This window comes from Kitasatospora purpeofusca, assembly GCF_036010405.1.
In the GTDB taxonomy this organism is placed as follows: domain Bacteria; phylum Actinomycetota; class Actinomycetes; order Streptomycetales; family Streptomycetaceae; genus Kitasatospora; species Kitasatospora purpeofusca.
In genome coordinates this window covers 2,803,644-2,822,439 of record NZ_CP108561.1, presented here as the reverse complement: position 1 = coordinate 2,822,439, position 18,796 = coordinate 2,803,644, and the positions used below count along the sequence as shown (strand labels likewise).

Annotated in this window: 18 protein-coding genes and 1 pseudogene; 10 read left to right on the top strand and 9 right to left on the bottom strand. The window is 71.8% G+C overall.

The features are described from left to right. Nucleotides 1-23: 23 nt before the first annotated feature. Complete coding sequence (locus OG715_RS12115) at nucleotides 24-1,454, top strand: transposase (protein WP_327063443.1); 1,431 nt, start codon at nucleotides 24-26, stop codon at nucleotides 1,452-1,454. A gap of 226 nt (nucleotides 1,455-1,680) precedes the next feature. On the opposite strand, the gene OG715_RS12110 is transcribed toward OG715_RS12115, so the two are convergent. From OG715_RS12110 to OG715_RS12090, 5 genes are all read right to left on the bottom strand, one after another. Then, nucleotides 1,681-2,787 (bottom strand): hypothetical protein, encoded by a 1,107-nt coding sequence (locus tag OG715_RS12110; protein ID WP_266268671.1) that lies wholly within the window; start codon nucleotides 2,785-2,787, stop codon nucleotides 1,681-1,683. Nucleotides 2,788-3,017: 230 nt separating this feature from the next. Next, on the bottom strand, nucleotides 3,018-3,845 hold the full coding sequence (locus tag OG715_RS12105) for a class I SAM-dependent methyltransferase (RefSeq protein ID WP_266268670.1): 828 nt from the start codon (nucleotides 3,843-3,845) through the stop codon (nucleotides 3,018-3,020). A 68-nt stretch (nucleotides 3,846-3,913) separates the two neighbouring features. Then, entirely contained in the window at nucleotides 3,914-4,138 is a 225-nt protein-coding gene (locus tag OG715_RS12100) for a DUF397 domain-containing protein (protein WP_266268669.1), read from the bottom strand. A 76-nt stretch (nucleotides 4,139-4,214) separates the two neighbouring features. Next, nucleotides 4,215-4,439, bottom strand: a complete 225-nt coding sequence (locus tag OG715_RS12095) for a DUF397 domain-containing protein (RefSeq protein ID WP_266268667.1) — start codon at nucleotides 4,437-4,439, stop codon at nucleotides 4,215-4,217. Next, nucleotides 4,436-5,299, bottom strand: a complete 864-nt coding sequence (locus tag OG715_RS12090) for a helix-turn-helix domain-containing protein (protein ID WP_266268665.1) — start codon at nucleotides 5,297-5,299, stop codon at nucleotides 4,436-4,438. Before OG715_RS12090 ends, OG715_RS12095 begins: the two co-directional genes overlap by 4 nt. Before the next feature lie 297 nt (nucleotides 5,300-5,596). On the opposite strand from OG715_RS12090, the gene OG715_RS12085 reads away from it, so the two are divergent. From OG715_RS12085 to OG715_RS12060, 6 genes and pseudogenes are all read left to right on the top strand, one after another. Beyond that, a complete protein-coding gene (locus OG715_RS12085) occupies nucleotides 5,597-5,971 on the top strand; it encodes an ATP-binding protein (RefSeq protein WP_266268664.1) in 375 nt (124 codons plus the stop codon). Further along, nucleotides 5,968-6,201 carry a hypothetical protein gene (locus OG715_RS12080; protein WP_266268662.1) on the top strand — a complete coding sequence of 78 codons (234 nt, stop codon included), beginning with the start codon at nucleotides 5,968-5,970 and terminating at the stop codon, nucleotides 6,199-6,201. The genes OG715_RS12085 and OG715_RS12080 overlap by 4 nt, the downstream gene beginning before the upstream one ends. Beyond that, nucleotides 6,198-6,332 carry a hypothetical protein gene (locus OG715_RS12075; protein ID WP_266268661.1) on the top strand — a complete coding sequence of 45 codons (135 nt, stop codon included), beginning with the start codon at nucleotides 6,198-6,200 and terminating at the stop codon, nucleotides 6,330-6,332. The genes OG715_RS12080 and OG715_RS12075 overlap by 4 nt, the downstream gene beginning before the upstream one ends. Nucleotides 6,333-6,982: 650 nt before the next feature. Beyond that, nucleotides 6,983-7,507: a SigE family RNA polymerase sigma factor gene (locus tag OG715_RS12070; protein WP_266268659.1), complete on the top strand. Its 525-nt coding sequence runs from the start codon at nucleotides 6,983-6,985 to the stop codon at nucleotides 7,505-7,507. After that, a complete protein-coding gene (locus OG715_RS12065; RefSeq protein ID WP_266268658.1) occupies nucleotides 7,497-8,762 on the top strand; it encodes a hypothetical protein in 1,266 nt (421 codons plus the stop codon). The genes OG715_RS12070 and OG715_RS12065 overlap by 11 nt, the downstream gene beginning before the upstream one ends. A 95-nt stretch (nucleotides 8,763-8,857) precedes the next feature. Next, nucleotides 8,858-9,304: pseudogene (locus tag OG715_RS12060) on the top strand (aminoglycoside phosphotransferase family protein); the annotation flags it as partial. A 15-nt stretch (nucleotides 9,305-9,319) separates the two neighbouring features. Here the strand turns inward: OG715_RS12060 and OG715_RS12055 are convergent. Both OG715_RS12055 and OG715_RS12050 read right to left on the bottom strand, forming a co-directional pair. Then, a complete protein-coding gene (locus OG715_RS12055) occupies nucleotides 9,320-11,227 on the bottom strand; it encodes a CocE/NonD family hydrolase (RefSeq protein WP_266268657.1) in 1,908 nt (635 codons plus the stop codon). Between the two features lie 155 nt (nucleotides 11,228-11,382). Continuing rightward, on the bottom strand, nucleotides 11,383-12,315 hold the full coding sequence (locus tag OG715_RS12050) for a motility-associated ABC transporter substrate-binding family protein (protein WP_323182113.1): 933 nt from the start codon (nucleotides 12,313-12,315) through the stop codon (nucleotides 11,383-11,385). Between the two features lie 286 nt (nucleotides 12,316-12,601). On the opposite strand from OG715_RS12050, the gene nicT reads away from it, so the two are divergent. Further along, nucleotides 12,602-13,705 (top strand): Nickel transporter NicT, encoded by a 1,104-nt coding sequence (gene nicT, locus OG715_RS12045; protein WP_266268656.1) that lies wholly within the window; start codon nucleotides 12,602-12,604, stop codon nucleotides 13,703-13,705. Nucleotides 13,706-14,059: 354 nt separating this feature from the next. Here the strand turns inward: nicT and OG715_RS12040 are convergent, their stop codons facing one another. After that, entirely contained in the window at nucleotides 14,060-14,332 is a 273-nt protein-coding gene (locus OG715_RS12040; RefSeq protein WP_266268654.1) for a hypothetical protein, read from the bottom strand. Between the two features lie 7 nt (nucleotides 14,333-14,339). Next, on the bottom strand, nucleotides 14,340-14,564 hold the full coding sequence (locus OG715_RS12035; RefSeq protein WP_266268653.1) for a hypothetical protein: 225 nt from the start codon (nucleotides 14,562-14,564) through the stop codon (nucleotides 14,340-14,342). 412 nt (nucleotides 14,565-14,976) lie between these two features. Between OG715_RS12035 and OG715_RS12030 the strand changes: the two genes are divergently transcribed. Both OG715_RS12030 and OG715_RS12025 read left to right on the top strand, forming a co-directional pair. Next, entirely contained in the window at nucleotides 14,977-15,966 is a 990-nt protein-coding gene (locus OG715_RS12030; RefSeq protein WP_266268651.1) for a helix-turn-helix transcriptional regulator, read from the top strand. Between the two features lie 361 nt (nucleotides 15,967-16,327). Continuing rightward, complete coding sequence (locus OG715_RS12025) at nucleotides 16,328-18,751, top strand: endonuclease/exonuclease/phosphatase family protein (protein WP_266271644.1); 2,424 nt, start codon at nucleotides 16,328-16,330, stop codon at nucleotides 18,749-18,751. Nucleotides 18,752-18,796 lie beyond the last annotated feature (45 nt).

The window sequence follows — 18,796 nt, the reverse complement described above, 5'->3', positions numbered from 1 at the left end:
ACTTGTGTTGGAGAGTGCTTGAGGTGGTCGAAGGGCTCGACCTCTCGGCCTTCGAGGGCGGCTATCGTGCCGACGGGCAGGGCGGCGTCGCCTACCCGCCAGCCGCCTTGGTGGCGCTGATCTTCTACTGCTACAGCAAGGGCATACGCTCCTCGCGCGGCATCGAACGGGCCTGCTGGGACGATCTGGGCTGCCGGATCATCACCGCGAACCGCGCCGTGGACCATTCCACCGTCGCACGGTTCGTCCAGCGTCACCGCGACGCGCTGACCCGGCTGTTCGTGCAGGTGCTGGCCCTGTGTGGCAGTCGTGGGCTGGTCGATCTGTCGGCGGTCGCGGTGGATGGCTCGCCGATGGACGCGAACGCGTCCCGTGACTCCAACAAGCAGTTGCCGCGTCTCGAGACCGTCATCGCCCGGTGCGAGGACGAGATCAGCGCGCTCATGGACGACGCGCGCGACCATGCCCGGCGCGTCGAGACCCGCGACGCTACGGACGCCGACGACGAGCCCCAGCGTGACGACTGGCCGAGGATGTCACGCCTGTGTGACCTGCTCGCCAGGGCTCGCACGGCCCGGGACCGGCTCCACCAACGCGCCCTGCCGTCCGCCAACGAGATAAGGATCAAGGTTCAGGCAGCCGAACGCATCGTGGCCCGCGCGGAGGAGCGGTTGACCGCGGAGACTGCGGCCCATCAGGAGAAACTGAGGAAGTACCAAGCACGGACCGAGGCCGACCGGGAGGCAGGGCGCCGGGCCGCCAACGGTCGACCGCCCGTGCCCATGGAGAACAAGACGGTCCTGGTCCGGCAGCGGGCCCGACTGGCGAAGGCCCTCGCTCACCTGGAGCGGGCAAGCAGCCCCGAGCCGATGCCCTCCCCGACCGCCGTCGCCAGCCTGAGCGATCCGGACTCACGGCTACAACTGGGCAAGCACGGCGGCTACCTGCAGGGATACAACCTGCAGATCGTCTGCGCGCGCCGCCAGATCCTGCTGGCCATCGACCTCCACGACAACCCCTCGGACCGCACCGCACTGATCCCGATGGTCAGGAAGACCCAGGAGAACCAGCGCGCGGCAGGTCTGGCGGGCGACATCCTGCTCTGGCTCGCGGACAGCGGATACGCCAGCGCCGCCTCCTTCGAGGAGCTCGCCGACCTGCCGCTGCTGGTCTCGGTCACCAGCGAGGCTGACCAGGCAGGCTTCCCCGCGAAGCGCCAGACCGCCCCCGCCGGCCAACAACCCATGGCCGACCGCCTGGCGACCCCGGCCGGCCGGGCCCGGTACCGCCAGCGCAGCGCTCTCGTCGAGCCTGGCTTCGCCCAGCTCTTCCAGCGGTTCGGCCGACACCTCAACTACCGCGGACGCCGAGCTGTCGACACCGAGATCAAGCTCCTCGGCACCGTCCACAACCTCAGCAAACTCCTTGTCGGCACCACGAAATCGCGCTCTTGACTCGCGGACGGGGGAAGCCGTGCGACAGCCTCCGGCCCGTCCGGCGGCCGCACCGAAACCGTCCCGGCCAGGGCCGGGACGGCCCGCAGGCTCGAAGAACAAGAACCGCGCCAAGCACCACGACGTCGGCAAGACCGTGAAACGCGCCGAATCGATCAAGGATCACCAAGCGCAGCGAGGTTAAACGCCAAGCTAAGAGTGAGTACCGGCGTTCCCTGCCAGTCGGCTAGAAGAGGCCGGCGTGCATGTGGTGCATGAGGTTCTCCAGGACCTTGCGCAGCCACGAGCTGCGGACGGCCGGCAACCGGACCAGCGTGTGCTGGAAGGTTCCCGAGTCGACTCGGAACAGGCGGTGGGGACGTGGCGCGGGCGGGTCGTCGCGGAGAACGCCGTCGGGCATGGTTCCTGACGCGGGGAGGTGGAGGTGTGGCTCGGGGAAGGCCATCCACATCCACACCCCGAACGGGAGCGGCACCGGGTATGCCGATGCGGCCGGGTCGGCCGGGCTCCAGAGTTCCCCCGTCTGCGGGTGGGTCGGCACGATGACTATGTCGGCGTCCGTATCGGGGGCGGGCAGTCCGGGGCCGGCCAGGACGGCGCGCCGCACCGGCTGGACTGCGGGCAGCAGGGCGTCGAGGGCACGCTGGAACACTTCCGCGACCAGGCCGTGCGGGACAGTCACCTGCCGGCCGTCCGAGGCGGCCAGCAGATGGGCCAGCGCCCGGCCGGCCGCCGCCTCCCACTGAGGGTTCCACGACCACCAGTGGTCCAGCCCGAGCAGCGAGCCCCATCTGGTGATCGGCACGCTCGGAGGCGTGGCTTTCCCCTCCACCAACAGTTCCGCCCAGGAGAGGATTGCGGTGTCGGCGTCGTCGACGGGCAGGCGGTGCACGGCGTCCGGCGCGAGCCAGACCGCCTGCCAGAGTGAGCAGTCGTCGATGCGGTTCGCCACGGGCAGGCCGCACGCCTCGCAAGCCATGTTGGGGCCGTCGCCCCAGTCGAGGCCGCAGCAGTAGCCGCCGGCCTGCTCCGGAACGAGCACAGTGCCGCGGGTATCCCCAGGTGCGATGACGATGGAGCCGGGTGGGCCCTCGGACAAGGCGTGGACCGGAGCGTGGATGCCGCGGGCTGCCGCCTCGTCCGGATCGACCTCCTCCCACCTTCGCCACGGGTGCCCCCAGGGCTCCGGTTCCACGGCGAACGTGCCCGACTCCATGAGAACCGGGAGCTGAATCCCGTTCCCGTACTTCTGATGGGCATGGGCCGGCAGCTCTACCTGGGACAGCGGGTTGGTCAGCCTGGCGCCACAACCAGCACACACGAAAACGAACAAATGTCCTCCGCTAGAGAAACGGGGGCATCATCGCAGCTCCGCGGCGGACCGGCCAACGTGTTTTGATCCGCCGCGCGGAACCGTGCACCGCCACGATGCGAAGCGTCACTGCTCGAATCCTTGATGCGACGGATGCCTCCCGAAGCGGTGAACATCTGCTGCCCGTCCTCGCGGACAAAGCCACTGCTCACTGTGCACGCGGAGTTGGGGCCCGTGGTGCGGGGCCGGAGTCAGTGGCGGCGGGTGAGGAAGAGGTCGTGGATGCGTTCGACGGGGGCGCCGGTGCCGTGGGTGTTGAGGACGGTGGCGGTGTCGGTGAGGGCCTGGGTGCGGTGGTCGGTGGGGAGGGCGGCGTACATCGAGAGGGAGGAGAGGTAGGCGAGGTAGTCCGCCGTCTCGTAGTGGGCCTCCTCGCGGAAGCGCAGGGAGCGGAGGTCGGTGAAGCGGGCGTCCTCTGCGCAGTCGACGGCCGGCCAGTGGCCGAGCATGTCGGGCCAGTGGCCCGGGGTGTCGCCGAAGGCGGAGGCGAGGACGGCGTGGGGCGTGTGGGTGAGCCCGTGGCGCTGATCGACCTCGGAGAGGGCGGCGTGGAGGTCCGGGTCGCGGATGCCCAGGGGGTTCCAGAAGAGGGCGACCGTTCCGCCAGGGGCGAGGACGTCGTGGGCGAGGTCCCAGCGGCGGCCCGGGTCGATCCAGTGCCAGGAGGTCGCGGCGAAGAGCAGCCCGAAGCGGGTGTCGCCGGGCTGCCAGTCCTCGAAGGAGCTCACCTCGATCCGGACGTTGGGGTGGGCGGCGGTCTTGCGGCGCAGGATCTCGGCCATGCGGGCGTCGGGTTCGATACAGGTGAGCGGGCCGTTGAGGGCGGCGGCGAACGGGACGGTGGCCTTGCCCGTACCCGCTCCGGCTTCGAGGGCGGGGCGGTCGCCGAGGGCGGCGTAGTCCAGGACGGCGGAGACGAGGACGTCGGGGTAGCCGGGGCGGGCGGCGTCGTATATCTCGGCGACGCTGCCGAAGACCTGGCGGCGGGTCATGTCGAGGGGGTTGGGGGAGGAGGACATGAGGTTCCTTCGGAGCAGGGCGGCCCGCGCACCGACTGTGGTGCGCGGGCCGGAGGGGATCGGGACGATCAGAGGAGGCCGAAGTCGAATTCGCCTGCGGTCGCGGCGGTGATGAACGCGGTGTGTGCGGCGGGGGTGAAGAGGAGCGCCGGGCCCGACGGGTCCTTCGAGTCCCGGACGGCAACGCAGTGCGGCAGATCGGTGGCCAGTTCGACGCAGTTGTCATCGCCGCCACTGTGCGATGACTTGTGGAAGGCAGCTCCGAAGGAAGCGGTGTTGGCGATGTGTGACATGTGGCGCTGCCTCTCAGCGGCTCGGAAGCCCGGCGCGCCCTCCGGGAGCGCCGGGCCGTGGGGTTCCGTAGTGCTGTCAGATGAGGTCGAAGTCGAACTCACCGTTCGCGACCGCGGTGATGAACGCGGTGTGGGCGGCGGCGGTGAGTGTCAGGGCCGGGCCGGAAGGGTCCTTCGAGTCACGGACGTAGGAGACCGCAGCGTTCGGCATGGCGAACTCGACGCAGTTGCCCGAGTCATTGCTCCAGGAGGACTTCCTCCATGTCAGGTCCAGCGCGGAGGCGTCGGGGTGGAACGTCATGTGATCTTGTCTCTCTGGTCGGTGATGATGGCGAGCGAATCGTCGAGGCCGAGCGCATCGGCCCGGATGGCGTCGAACTTCGCTGCGAATACGTCGACATCGACTGCTTCCTCGACCCAGAGATTGCTCAAAGTGCCGTCGACCATGACAACGTCGAGATCCTGCCGTTGTGGGAAGCCGAGGATCGTGAACGCGCCGCCCATTCCGTGGTGCGCGGGAGCACCGACCGGCATCACCTGAACGTTGATGTTCGGCTGCGCCGCCCGGTCGATCAGGCGGGAGAGCTGTTCGGCCATGACGGTGGGGCCGCCGACGCCGGACCGGATTGCCGCCTCGTGAATCACGGCCCACAGGGTGAGCGGTTCGCTCCTGGTCAGGGCGCTCTGGCGGGCCATGCGGACATCGACCAATGCCTCGACGTTGACGTCCGGGCGCATGTTGAGCTTCTTGATGATCTCGCGTGCGTAGGCAGGTGTTTGAAGCAGACCCGGGACGAACGCACCCTCGTAGTTCCGCACGGACGAGGCCGTGGCTTCCAGGGTGATCAGGTCGCCGAGGGTGGAGTTGATGTGGGCGCTGTAGCTCTGCCACCACATCCCGCGTTGGGATCCGTTCTTGGCCATGCCGACCAGGGTCGAGATGAGGTCGCTGTCCTCGCACTTGTAGAGCGACAGAAGCTTCTTGACGTCGTCGACCTTGGTGGCGCCGCGCCCGTTCTCGATCCGGGAGAGCTTCGGTTGGCTCATGCCGGTCAGGGCGTCGGCGACCTCGTCGTGCGAGAGGCCGGCCTCTTCACGTCGGCGACGCAGTTCGGCACCGAGCTGCCTCCGTCGCACCGTTGGACCTGCTGCTGCGGCCATCCCCGCCCTCTCTGAGCCTCGCTGGACCAGTGTGCCCCGGTGGCGGTCACCTTCGCCACCGGGTAACTGCCACTGTAGGAGCGCCGATTGGCGTTCGATTTGGATATATCCAAAATTCTTGGATGAGTTGCGCAGATGGCCGCCGAGGCTCCATGCTGATTGTGACGAGCCGCACACTGTCGGCAATCGCCGAGCCTCGTTGTGCGTGCTTGGGTCATGGCCGTGCGGTGATCAGGTCGAGTTGATTGATCATCCGGCGCTCGATGGAATCCACCCCACCCCTACGGAGGTCTCCGTATGTCCACGCTCCCTCTGCCCCCCGACTGGTCCGTCGCCCGCGAGGAGTTGCGCGAGGTGCTCGTGCGCGCCGGGTGGCCCGGTGGCACGGCCGACGACGCCGAGTTGGCGCTCTGTGAACTGTTCGTCAATGCCTGGAAGCACGGGGGGTCGCCGGCTCCGCTGGTCGTCGTCGTGCTCCTGGAGGGGGTGCTTCGGGTGTCGGTCGCGGACGGTTGTCCGAAGCTGCCCGAGCAGAGACCGGCGGAGCCGGCCGGGTCGTACGCGCTCTCCGGGCGCGGCCTGCACCTCGTCCGCTCGCTCACCGACCGCTTCGGCGCCGACCCGCGAACGTCCGGGAAGTCCGTCTGGTTCGAGCTGGACGCCGCCGCGTGAGCGCCGCCGACGGGCCGATCGAGCCCCACGACCCGCGCGTCCGTACGTACTCCGAGGCCGAGGTGGAAGCTCTGCTGCTCGAACTCCAGGAGCGTGGAAAGGCTTTGGGCATCGTCTGGCCCTCGGCCACCACCGAAGGCGTGGTCGACGGCCGGGTTCTGGTCCGGTTCGGCAACGCCCCGACCGCCACCCTCCTCAACCTCCTCGCCCTGCTGAAGGAGCGGCCGTGACCGCGACTCGGCTGCTCGTCGGGATCGCGCTCTCCTTCCTCGCCCTCCTTGCCCTGGCGACCGTCGTGCTCAGCGTCCGACTGGTCCTGCGGATGCCCGGTCGGCCGGAGGACGACGAGTTGTCGGACTGACGCCGCCACGCCGACCAAGGCCGTTCGGGGGTAGGTGCCGGACGGTCTCGGCACCTTATGACCGGCAGGTGGGGGGTGGCGGAAGGCGGTTGCCGCGAGGCCACTGCGCGACCACGTTGGCCGGAGGACCGTTAGGTGGAGGGGTCGAATCGGGCAGGGGTGCTCGGCCTGGTTTCACATCGTCGGCCTGAGGTCGGGGTTGGGCGAGGAGTAGGCTCCGGTTGATCCTCAGGGCTTCTGGGGTAGTGATGGTGGAGATGCATCAGATGTCCGAGTTTCAAGAAGTTGCAAGCACTGGCTTCTCCGCTGCCTGAAGGGGCAGGTCACGCACTCTGCTCCCCGCACGCGCGGGGTTGGTCCCAGCGCCAGCGCGCCGCCGCCGCCGAGAAGTTCCTGCTCCCCGCACGCGCGGGGTCGGTCGCAAAACCACCGGCACGACCTGTCTCAGCTCTCCCGGCGCACGCGGTATCGACATGAGGTTCAGCGCTCCCGCCCCTTCGCCGAAGGGGCGGGAGCGCTGGGTCGAACGTGAGCCCCCGTGGTCGAGGCGTTCGTTCCCCGAGCCCTCGGGCTGACCCGGCGGCCTCGACTCGTCGCGGCCGCCGGAAATCCGGTGCCACAAGACCGCCCCGTGATCGCGTTAATAAGGCATGGAGCAAATACAGGGGGCGCCGCCCGACTTTCCGGCCTTCGTGGCGTCGCGGGGGCGCCATCTGCTGCGGACGGCGTTCCTCCTCACCGGTGGTGACGCCCACCTCGCCGAGGACCTCGTGCAGGAGGCGCTCGGTCGCGTCTTCGTGAAGTGGCGTCGGATCTCGCGCATGGACAATCCCAGCGGCTACGCGCAGGCCGTCCTGGTCAACACCTTCCTCTCGCACCGCCGTCGGCGCAGCAGCACCGAGCGGGTCACCGACGTCCTGCCGGACGTCGCGGTCGCCGACCCCGACCCGGCCCTGCGGCTCACCCTCCTCCGGGCGCTCGGCGAACTGCCGCCCCAGGACCGGGCGGTGCTGGTCCTGCGGTACTGGGAGGACCGCAGTGTGGAGGAGACGGCGGCGGCGATGCGGCTGAGCAGCGTCGCCGTCCGTTCGCGCAGCAGCCGGGCGCTGGCCCGGATGCGGGACAAGCTGGGGACGGCGTTCATGGACAAGGAGGCGCTGCGTCATGCCGGTTGAGAGCGAGTTCGAGAGCAACATCGGAACCGGGTTCGAGGAGCGGTTCGCCCGGGAGCTGCGGGGGGCGGCCGCCCTGGCGCCGGACGAGCGGCTGTTCGCCCTGGCCGCCGGGGCCGAGCGGCTCGGACGGCGTCGGCGCAACCGGCGGCGGGCCGCGGTGGCGGGCGGTGCGGCGCTCGCCGTGCTGACGGTCGGCAGTGTGGGGGTGTTCGCCGGGGGACCGGGTCCCGGTCCGATCGGGCCGGCCGCGGAGCCGCCGATGACCGGTGACGAGGTGGTGCGGCTGGTGGCCGGTCTGCTGCCGCCGGGTGCCGTGACGGACGCCCGCGGGACGACACCGGGCGACACGGTGGGGTCGAACGACCCGCAGCTGGCCATGGGGTTGTTCAACCACGACGACGGCAAGGGGGTGAGCCTGATCCACTACTTCGTCGAACGCGGAGCGCAGCCGCCCGAGCGGGCCGCCGTCTGCAACCCGCCGGTGGCGCCCGAGGATTCCTGTGACCGCTCCGTTCGGCCGGACGGTTCGGTACTGCTGATCGAGAAGGCCGGCGACCCCAAGTTCGCGGGCCAGCGGACGTTGCGGGGTGTCTACGCGACGCCCGACGGCACGGTGATCAGCCTGGTCGAGTTCAACGGGAGCCAGGCGAACCCGACCAGGGAGCTGCCGCCGCTGGACGCGGCACAGCTCGCCGCCGTGGTGACCGCGCCGGAGTGGGGGAAGGTGGTCGCGGCGATACCGGCGAACCCGAACGCGCCCAAGCCGTCCGCACCCACCGCCCCGCCGTCCCCCGGCACCGCCTCCCCGGCACCCGGGGAGTCGCTGCCGGAGCTGGCCTCGGTGCTGGCCGGTCTGCTGCCCACCGGAGCGAAGGAGGTCGGACGGGACGCCGAGAACGGCGCCTTGACGGTCGAGTACGAGGGCCGGACGAGCAGGCTGACCATCCATGTGGAGCCGGCCGGGCCGCGCGGAATCGAGTTCAAGAAGGGGGCCGAGGAGAGCACGCCGACGCCGCTGGAGGTCAGGCAGTCGCTGCCCGACGGCTCGTTGGTCGTCATGAACCAGTTCGGCAACGGCAAGGGCTCCGTCGACCCGCTCCTGCACTGGGTCGCGTGGGTGTACTACCCGGACGGGCGGAACATCCTGATCAGTGAGGGCAACGGCGAGGACGACCACACCTACCGGACGGGTCAACCCGCGCTCTCGGTCGAGCAGTTGAGGGCCATGGTGACGGCCCCCGACTGGCGCAGGTGACCCGTTCTCCTACCCCTCCTCTGTGCTGTCCTGCCGCTCCGCACGGGGGGAGCGGCAGGACAAGGGGGAACGGCGATGGACCTGACCGGAGTGGCGCGCGAGGCCTTCGGTGGCGGGAGGCGGCCGGCCGGGACGGCCGGATCGCGGCCGCCCGGGGGCGCCTGGCGGACGGCCTGCACGCCCGCGCGGCGGCGGTCGCTCCCCGGGGCGGCGGCTACGGACTGGTGCACGGCGAACTCGGCCCGGACCACGTCCTGGTGGACGCCGCCGACGAACCGGTGCTGATCGACATCGAGGGGCTGATGCACTTCGACGTCGAGTGGGAGCACGTCTTCCTGCGGATCCGCTTCGGCGACCAGTACCCGAACCTGGGCGGCACCGAAGGGCTGGACCGGCACCGCCTCGACCTCTACGGGCTGGCGATCCGCCTGTCCCTGGTCGCCGGACCGCTGCGCCTCCTCGACGGCGACTTCCCCCACCGCGCCGTGATGCGGGAGATCGCCGAGTACAACCTGACGGCGGCGCTGGCCCTGGTGGAGTGAGCCAGGTCGGCGGGGTCAGGGCAACGCGCGCGGGATGCGCTGGTGCCACTCCTTCGCGAACACCACGTTGCCGGCCTCCTCCGCCCGGAGCTGGGTGTGGGCCAGCAGATGAGTGGCGTCGCAGCGGAGTTCGGTGCGGGTGTGCACCGTGATGTCCCAGCCGAGGGCGGGGCGTTCGAGGCGGAGGGCGCGGTCGGTGCGGGCCTGGGCGCTGAGGGGGGTGGCGGTGAGGACGCGGTAGGCGGTGACGGTGTGTTCGGCGCGGACCAGGCCGTCGGGGTGGGTGCGGGTGCCGTCGGTGGCGGGGGAGAGTTCGGTGCGCCACTCGCGGCGGCCGATGTCGTGGACGGTGACCCGTTCGGGGCGGGCGGTGAGCGGTTCGGTGAGGTGCAGCGGGGGCGGCAGGGGGAGGGTGGGGGAGCGGAAGGGGGCCGCGTCGGTGCTGGTGGCCGGGTCGTGGACCGGGAGGGTGAGGGCGGAGCGGGAGGGGTCGACGGCGAAGCCGTCGGGGTCGGCGCCGGGCCACAGCCAGGGCCAGTAGGTGGAGGAGAGGGTGAGCCGCAGCCGGTGGCCGGGCGGGACGGTGGCGCCGACCGGGGCGAGCGCGAGCACCGGATCGGGACCGGCGGGACCGGCGGGGGCCGCGGGTTCGGCCGGGAGGGTGAGGACACCCCGGGTGAGCAGGGTCGAGGTCCCGTCCGGGGCGACGTCGCAGAGCCGGGCCGCGACCAGGGCGCCGCCGCTCCCCGGGGCCGCGTGCAGGGTCAGGGTCGGGGAGCCGTGCAGCTCCAGCGGTTCGGGCAGCGGCCGGGAGTCGAAGCAGACCGAGCGGCCGTCCTCCTCGCGCTGGTCCGGCGGTCGGTCGGCGGGGCGGCCGTGCGGGACGTACGCACCGGCGTTGAGGCCGGTGTGCTGGGGGGAGCGGACGCGCACCCAGCGGTCCTCGGAGGCGGTGCCGGCGGCGCGCAGCGGACCGTCGAGGCCGTAGCGGACCTCGCGGACGCCGGGGGACGGCCAGGGGTCGGCGGACCAGCGGGTGCCGAGCCAGCTGCGCAGGGCGGGGGTGGCGGGGGCGCCGGTGTCGACGTCGCGCAGCCAGTGGTCGTACCAGCGCAGGGCCTCGGGGAGGAGTTCGTCGGGGAGTCCGTGCGGCCAGGGGCCGAGCACGGCGCGGACGGGTACGGCGGCGGTGGAGCGCGCGGCGAGCGCGAGCACCGCCGCGGCGGAGGGGTCGGACCAGCCGGCGACGGCGAGGGTGGGGACGGCCGCGGCCGGGGCGGTGGCGGCCGGGGCGGCGAGCCAGTCGGCGAGCGGGGGTTCGAGGGCGTCGAGCCGGGCCAGCCACTGGGCCCGCCAGTCGTCGCCGACGTAGAGCGGGTCCGGTGGGCGGGCGGCGTCGGCGAGGTGGGCGGTGGCGCGGGTGTGGACGTCGGCGGCGAGGACGGCGCCGCCGAGGCGGTGCGGGCCGTCGGGGCAGGCGGTGACGACGGCGCGCACGGTGTCCGGGACGCGGGCGGCGATCCGCAGGGCGAGGGCCCCGGCCGCGCCGGTGCCGAGCAGGCCGATCCGTCCGTTGCACCAGGGCCGGTCGGCGAGCCAGCGGACCAGGTCCGCCCCGTCCTCGACGAGCCGGTCGGCCGTGGCGGCCGTGGCAGCCGTGACGGCGGTGGGCGGCAGTCCGCCGGAGTTGCCGTGGCCGCGGGCGTCGACCCGGACGGCGGCGTGGCCGTGGCCGGCGAACCAGGGGTGGCGGCGGGCGTCCTCGGTGGCGGTCCAGTCGGTGAGCCGGCCGGTGGAGTACTCCAGGACGACGGGGACGGGCGCGTCGGTCGCGGGGCGCCAGAGGCGGGCGTACAGCTCGGTGCCGTCGGGGAGGGGGACGCGCAGGTCCTCGCGGGTGGTGCGGTGCGGGTACGAGGGCATGGCCGCTCCCATCGGGTCCCGTCGGTGCGGATCATTCCGACACTAGGGGAGGAAGCAGCCGTGCGCCCGGCGGAGGGACCGCGCGCCCGGCGGACGGGCCGGGCGCGCGGTGAACGGAATGCTCCAGGGAGTGGCGGGCTCCGGTCCCGCCGGCCTCAGGCCTTGCTCAGCCAGGCGGTGGCGTTGAGGGCGAGGGCGGCGTTGGTCCCGGCCGGGTCGTCCCAGCCGTTGAACAGGTTGTTGCCGGACTGCCCGGTGCCGTCGTCGGCGGGGGAGCTGTCGCCCCAGGCGGCGACCCGGCCGCTGCCGTAGCCGCTGGTGACGAAGAAGGCGCCGGTGTTCCCGGACGAGCCGGTGCGGTAGACGATGCCCTTGACCTTGGGGTTGTCGGCCGGCTTGAGGGTGAAGGTGGTGCCGGAGCGCAGGATCGAGCCGGTGACGGTGCCGAAGGGGCCGTGCAGGACCGGGTCGGCGGCGTCGTTGACGGCGCGCGGGTTGTCGGTGGAGATGTTCTTGACGTCCACCGAGAAGCCGAACGGGTCGTTGTTGTTCACACCGTTGTTGGTGAACAGGTCGTTGATGATCGCCGGGGAGTCCCAGCCGTCGTTGTTGCGGTCGCTCTGGTTGTGGTCGGAGACGAGGAACAGTCCGCCGCCGTTCTGCACGAAGCGGACGATCGCGGACTTCTCCGCCGCCGAGAAGCGGATGTTCGGCTCGGGGATCACGAAGGTGTCGAAGTTGGCCAGGTCGAGCGCGGCGCCGGTGCCGTAGCTGATGGTGGAGCCGGCCGGGAGGGTCTTCAGGCTGTACTGGCCGGTCTTCTGGAGGGCGACGCCCCAGGCGGAGAGGGCGCCGGTCCAGCTCTTCTCGGTGGTGGGGTTGGCGTTCTGGGCGCGCGGGTCGGGCTGGGCGGTGGAGATGATCCAGTCCGCGTTGCCGGCGGTCTCGCCCTTGCTGTTGTCGAACAGGACGCGGTGGGGGAGCGCCGAGGTCGCGGCGGCGGCCGGGGCGGGGGCGGTGAGCGCGAGCGGACCGGTGGCGAGCAGGGCGGACGCGGCCAGCGCGAGCGTGCTTCGACGGAGCATCATGTGCCGTCCCTCCGGAGGGGGTTGGGTTTCGGGGCGACCGAGTATCCGCGCGTAGAACGGCGTCCTCCGGGCAGGCCGGGTTACAGCTGCTTGTACGGTTCATGACCATCTCTGCCCGGGGGTGGATCGGGATCCCCTCTGGCGACATGTCCGGGGACGTCCCGTTCGTCCGCCACCTGGTAACCAGGTCGTAATTGCGCATGACTTGCAACTAATTACGACCAGAAGGAAAGATGGCCCAGCTCCGGCGTCCCGGAGCCGCTACGGCCCCATGAAAGGACCCCCGATGACCGGCCCCCGCTGGCGCGACCGGCTCACCCGTGAGGAGTGGATCCGCCTGGCAGGTATGGGTGGTTTCATCCTCGCGCTGCACGTGATCGGCTGGTTCACCCTGCTCGCGGTCATCGCGCCCGAGCACTACGAGGTCGGCGGCCAGGTCTTCGGCGCCGGCATGGGGCTCACCGCGTACACGCTCGGCATGCGGCACGCCTTCGACGCCGACCACATCGCCGCCATCGACAACACCACCCGCAAGCTGATGGGCCAGGGCAAGCGTCCGCTGTCGGTCGGCTTCTGGTTCTCGCTGGGCCACTCGTCCATCGTCTTCGGCCTCTGCGCCCTGCTCGCCCTCGGCATCCGCTCGCTGGCCGGCCAGGTCGAGGAGGACGGCTCCACCCTGCACGAGACCACCGGCCTGATCGGCGTCACCGTCTCCGGCACCTTCCTGCTGGCGCTCGGCCTGATCAACCTGGGTGCGTTCAACGGCATCCTCAAGGTCTTCCGGCGGATGCGCGAGGGCGAGTTCGACGAGGCCGAGCTGGAGGCCCAGCTGGAGAAGCGCGGCTTCATGAACCGCATCCTCGGCCGGGTGACCAGGGCCGTCACCAAGCCCTGGCACATGTACCCGGTCGGGCTGCTGTTCGGCCTGGGCTTCGACACCGCCACCGAGGTGTCGCTGCTGGTGCTGGCCGGCGGCGCGGCGGCGTTCCAGCTGCCCTGGTACGCGCTGCTGGTGCTGCCGGTCCTGTTCGCCGCCGGGATGAGCCTGCTGGACACCATCGACGGCTCGTTCATGAACTTCGCCTACGAGTGGGCGTTCTCCAAGCCGGTCCGGAAGATCTACTACAACCTCACCGTGACCGGGCTCTCGGTGCTGGTCGCCCTGGTCATCGGCTCGATCGAGCTGATCGGGCTGCTCGGCGAGAAGTTGGACATCGGCAGCGGCCCGGTCGCCTGGATCGGCGAACTGGACCTCAACTTCGTCGGCTACGCCATCGTCGGCCTGTTCGTGCTGACCTGGGTGGCGGCGATCGCCTACTGGAAGCTCGGCAACGTCGAGGAGAAGTGGTCCGCCGGGCTCACCGCCGCGGCCGCCGACAAGGGCGAGTAGCCGACGGGAGTGCCCAGGAGCTTCCAGGAGTTCCGAGGAGCTCCGAGGAGCGCGGGAACGGAAAGCGGCCGGGCCCCGGGGGGAGAACCTCCGGGGCCCGGCCTTACCTGTCTTTCAGTGGGACAACGGTGGAGCGCCGGTCGGACGTTCCGCGCGGAGCGATCGGGATCGATCCGGAACGGGGGCGACCGGACCGGACCGGAGCAGACCGGGCCGGGCTCAGGGAATGACATATGCATGCCATGAAAGCCCCGGTCAAAGCCGTAGGCATGAATCGGCCAAACCTGTGGCAGTGCGCAACCGTCCGAAATCAGGACGGAAGGCGGGAGCGAGCCCGGCGGAGGGCCCCGCGGCCTACGGTGGAGCCGCCACCGTGAAGCGGCGCGCGGGGCCCTCCGCCAGTGCGCGGCGGAGCAGGGCGTACGCCCTCAGCTCGGCCGCCTCCCGGTCGGGGGCGCGGACGTACAGCACGACGCCGACGCCCCCCGGGAGAGCGCGGGCGCGCACGTGCTCCAGGCCGTCGCCCGGAACCGCGCGCGCCCACAGGGCGCCCTGGACGTCGGTGGGTCCGGCCTCGACGGCGGGCGCGGCGGAGACGTCCAGGAGAGTCAGTGGGACGGCGAACACCGAACGGTCAGTCCCAGCCGATGCCCGGGCCGTCGACACGGGAGGAGTCCCAGCCGATGCCTCCGGTCTCCTGGACGACCGGGTTGTCCCAGCCGATGCCCGTCCCGTCGGCGTGGGCGGCCGAGCGGGCGGCGGCGGCCGGGGCGGCGTGCGCGGAGGCGGCGGGGGCGACGGCGGCGGCGAGGGTCAGTGCGAGGGTGGCGGCGGCGAGCAGCCGGACGGGCTTCGGCACGGCGGGTCCTGTTCTGTGCACGGTGGTTCAGGGCGTGGTGTCGGTGCTTCGGTGCCGGTGCTTGCGGCGGCTCGTGGCTCCGGGTCGTGGCGCCGGGTTGTGGTGCCGGTGCGCGCGGTCGGGTGGTTGCCCGCGGACTGCATCCTCCCGCCACACGGTCCGCGCCGGGAGGGGCTTCGCGGGGCAGCATCCGGCCAGGCAGCTTGCTGCAACCCCGGGAGGGCGGTCCGGGGGTGGTGCCGGTCGGCCCGGCCCCTCCGCGGAACAGACCGGACGGTTCGGTTCGGGTGACCGGAACACGTCTTGTGGCGGCGGGAGCGCCGGGGGAAGGATCGGGGCTCGCCGGGGCGGACCGGAATTCCATCGCGAGCCGCGACAAGACGCGATGTCGTGACGATCAGGGGTCGTTGACGTGCTGGAACTGCTGGGCGTGGACACCACCGCGGAAGCCGTGTACCGGGAGATGCTCGCGGACCCGGAGGGCGGGGTGGCCGAACTCTGCGAACGGCTCCACCTCCCCGAGGACGCCGTCCGGGCCGCCCTCGACCGCCTCGCCGACCTGACCCTGCTGCGCGCCTCCCGGGAACGCCCCGGCGCGCTCTGGCCGGTCAGCCCGGAGCGCGGGCTGGAGCTGCTGCTGCGCCGCCAGGAGGAGGACCTCGCCCGCCGGCAGCAGGAGCTGGCCGTCTCCAAGGCCGCCGTGGCGCGCGCCGTCGCGGAGTACGCCACGCTCCGCTCGGCCACCCTGGTGGACGGCGGCGAGCGGCTGGTCGGCCTCGACGCGATCCAGGCCAAGCTGGAGACGCTGACCGCCCGGCTGGGCACCGAGTGCCTGGGGGTGATGCCCGGCGGCGCGCAGTCCGCCGCCAGCCTGGCCGCCTCCCGCCCGCTGGACGAGGACGCCCTGAGACGCGGCGTCAGCCTGCGCACCATCTACCAGGACAGCGTCCGCAACGACCCGGGGACCTTCGCCTACACCCAGTGGATGACCGGCCTGGGCGGCCGGGTGCGCACCGCCCCGGTGCTGCCGCCGCGGATGCTGGTCTTCGACGGAACCACCGCCGTGGTGCCGATCGACCCGGAGAACACCAGGGCCGGCGCCCTGTGCACCGAGGAGCCCGGGATCGTCGCCTCCCTGGTCGCGCTGTTCGAGCAGACCTGGGAGACCGCCGTCCCGCTCGGCGGGGACCCGCGCCCCGAGGACGCGGGCACCGGCCTCAGCCCCGGTGAGCGCGAACTGCTGCGGCTGCTCTCTACCGGGCTGACCGACGACGCGGCGGCCAAGCGGCTGGGCGTCTCGGTGCGGACCGTCCGGAGGCAGATGGCGGCGCTGATGGAGCGTCTGGCGGCGGCCAGCCGCTTCGAGGCGGGTCTGAAGGCGGCTCAGCGCGGCTGGCTGTAGCCGTCGGCGCGGCTGGTTGTAGCCGGGGTCACAGCTTCGGGGTAACGGTCCGTCGCCGTGCCGGAGATCCTGGAGAAGTTCACCTCCAGGCTCTTGTCCGGTCATTTTCTACGCGCGTATCTTTGGGGCGCTGCGGGGGGCGGTTCCCGACTTCCGCGCGGATTTCTACGCGGGTAGCGGGGCAGCGGGCCGGACACCGGCCGATGCGCCCGGCCCACCCGTCCGGCCGACCCGTCGACCCGTTGACCCATCGACCCGGCCGACCCGTTCCGTCGAACCGTCCCGTCGACCCGTCCGGCCGACCCGCCCCGCCGACCGACCCCCATGCACCACCCGAGCTAGGAGCCCCGTTCCGGTGACCATGCCCATCGCTCCCCGTCCGCGCTCGCGCCGCGCCCTGCTGCGCGCGGCCATCGTCCCGACCGGTCTGGCCGCCTCCCTGGTGCTGGCCCCGCTGCCCGCCGCCGTGGCCGCGCCGTCCGCGGACGCGCTGATCGCCGAGGTCTACGGCGGCGGCGGCAACTCGGGCGCCACGCTGAAGAACGACTTCGTCGAGCTGGCCAACAAGGGCGGCGCCGCCTTCGGTCTGGACGGCTGGAGCGTCCAGTACATATCGGCCGCGCCCGGCCCCAACTCCCAGTGGGGCGTCACCCCGCTGACCGGCTCGATCGCCCCCGGCGGGCGCTACCTGGTCGGCGAGGGCGCCGGCGCGGCGGGCACCGTCGAGCTGCCCACCCCGGACGCGGTGGGCGCGCTGGCGCTGTCCGGCACCAGCGGCACCGTCGCGCTGGTCCGCGGCACCGACCCGCTGACCTGCAAGACCGCGGCCGACTGCGCCGCCGACCCGCGGGTGCGCGACATCGTCGGCTTCGGCACCGCCGTGGTCCACGAGGGCTCCGCCTCGGTGGCCGGCGCCTCCAACACCGCCTCGGTCGCCCGCAAGGCCGGTCTGCCGGACACCGACGACAACGCCGCCGACCTCGCGGCCGGCGCCCCGTCGCCGACCAACAGCAAGGGCGAGGTCGCCGAGGGCTCGACCCCGACCGGCCCGACCGAGCCGGGCGCCGTCCGGATCCACGACATCCAGGGCCGCACCCGGCTGTCCGACCGCACCGGCAAGACCGTCGCCGGTGTGCCCGGCATCGTCACCGGTGTGCGCGCGTACGGCTCCAAGGGCTTCTGGATCCAGGACCCGAACCCGGACGCCGACCCGGCCACCAGCGAGGGCGTCTTCGTCTACACCGGCTCCGCCAACCCGACCGTCAAGGTCGGCGACTCGGTGCTGGTCACCGGCAAGGTGACGGAGTACTACCCGAACTTCACCGGCGGCTCGCAGTCGCTCACCCAGCTGACCAACCCGGCCGTCACCGTGGTCTCCTCCGGCAACGCGCTGCCGGCCCCGGTGGTCGTCGACACCCGCAACATCCCCGGCACCTACACCCCGGCGGCGGGCGCGGACGGGACGATCAACGGCGTCACCCTGGACCCGGAGAAGTACACCCTCGACTTCTACGAGTCGCTGGAGGGCATGCTGGTCGAGGTCCGCGACGTCCGGGTGGTCCAGGCCACCGACAAGTACAACGAGCTGTGGGTCGCCGCCGACAAGCAGGACCAGAAGAGCCAGCGCGGCGGCGTGCTCTACGAGTCCTACGCGGAGCCGAACGTCGGCCGGCTGATGGTGCAGCAGCAGGCGCCCGTCTCCCAGCAGGCCTTCCCGGTCGCCAACGTGGGCGACGTGCTGACCGGCGTCACCAACGGCCCGCTGGACTACAACCAGTTCGGCGGCTACACCCTGGTCGCCGGCAACCTCGGCGCGCTCCAGGACAACCACCTCCAGCGCGAGGTGACCGTCCCGACCGCCGACCGCGAGCTCTCCGTCGCCACCTACAACGTGGAGAACCTCGCCGCCACCAACCCCGACAGCAAGTTCGCCGAGCTGGCCGCCGGTGTCGTCACCCACCTGCGCTCGCCCGACATCGTCGCCCTGGAGGAGATCCAGGACAACAACGGCGCCAAGAGCGACGGCACGGTGGACGCGAGCCAGACCGTCGCCAAGTTCGTCGCCGCGATCAAGGCGGCCGGCGGCCCGGCGTACGACTGGCGCTCGGTGGACCCGGAGGACGGCAAGGACGGCGGCGAGCCCGGCGGCAACATCCGCCAGGTCTTCCTGTTCAACCCGCAGCGGGTCTCCTTCACCGACATCCCCGGCGGCACCGCCACCGGCGCGGTCGACGTGGCCGGCACCGGCTCCGCCGCCTCGCTGACCGCCTCGCCCGGCCGGATCGCCCCCGCCGACGCGGCGTGGACCAACAGCCGCAAGCCGCTGATCGGCCAGTTCTCCTTCCGCGGCAAGAAGGTCTTCGTCATCGCCAACCACTTCAACAGCAAGGGCGGCGACCAGGGCATCGACAGCCGCTTCCAGGCCCCGACCCGCTCCTCCGAGGTCCAGCGGGTGGCCCAGGCCACGGTGGAGCAGGCCTTCGTCGCCAAGCTGCTGGCCGCGGACAAGTACGCCAAGGTGGTCTCGGTCGGCGACTTCAACGACTACCAGTTCTCGCCCGCGCTGACCACGCTCACCAAGGACGGCGTGCTGCGCGACCTGGTGAACGAGCTGCCGGAGAAGGAGCAGTACTCGTACGTCTACCAGGGCAACTCGCAGGTGCTGGACCACATCCTGGTCAGCCCGGAGGTCGGGTACGCCAAGTACGACGTGGTGCACATCAACGCCGAGTTCGCCTCGCAGGCGAGCGACCACGACCCGCAGGTGGTCCGCATCAAGCCGTGAGGCCGGCGGAGCACGACCGAGGGGCGGTGACCGGGGACCGGTCAC

Bases quoted from the DNA above. Each gene is read 5' to 3' on its own strand.
- OG715_RS12105 (WP_266268670.1), bottom strand. From the start codon at position 3,845: ATGTCCTCCTCCCCCAACCCCCTCGACATGACCCGCCGCCAGGTCTTC.
- OG715_RS12100 (WP_266268669.1), bottom strand. From the start codon at position 4,138: ATGTCACACATCGCCAACACCGCTTCCTTCGGAGCTGCCTTCCACAAG.
- OG715_RS12095 (WP_266268667.1), bottom strand. From the start codon at position 4,439: ATGACGTTCCACCCCGACGCCTCCGCGCTGGACCTGACATGGAGGAAG.
- OG715_RS12090 (WP_266268665.1), bottom strand. From the start codon at position 5,299: ATGGCCGCAGCAGCAGGTCCAACGGTGCGACGGAGGCAGCTCGGTGCC.
- OG715_RS12085 (WP_266268664.1), top strand. From the start codon at position 5,597: ATGTCCACGCTCCCTCTGCCCCCCGACTGGTCCGTCGCCCGCGAGGAG.
- OG715_RS12070 (WP_266268659.1), top strand. From the start codon at position 6,983: ATGGAGCAAATACAGGGGGCGCCGCCCGACTTTCCGGCCTTCGTGGCG.
- OG715_RS12065 (WP_266268658.1), top strand. From the start codon at position 7,497: ATGCCGGTTGAGAGCGAGTTCGAGAGCAACATCGGAACCGGGTTCGAG.
- OG715_RS12055 (WP_266268657.1), bottom strand. From the start codon at position 11,227: ATGCCCTCGTACCCGCACCGCACCACCCGCGAGGACCTGCGCGTCCCC.
- OG715_RS12050 (WP_323182113.1), bottom strand. From the start codon at position 12,315: ATGATGCTCCGTCGAAGCACGCTCGCGCTGGCCGCGTCCGCCCTGCTC.
- nicT (WP_266268656.1), top strand. From the start codon at position 12,602: ATGACCGGCCCCCGCTGGCGCGACCGGCTCACCCGTGAGGAGTGGATC.
- OG715_RS12025 (WP_266271644.1), top strand. From the start codon at position 16,328: ATGCCCATCGCTCCCCGTCCGCGCTCGCGCCGCGCCCTGCTGCGCGCG.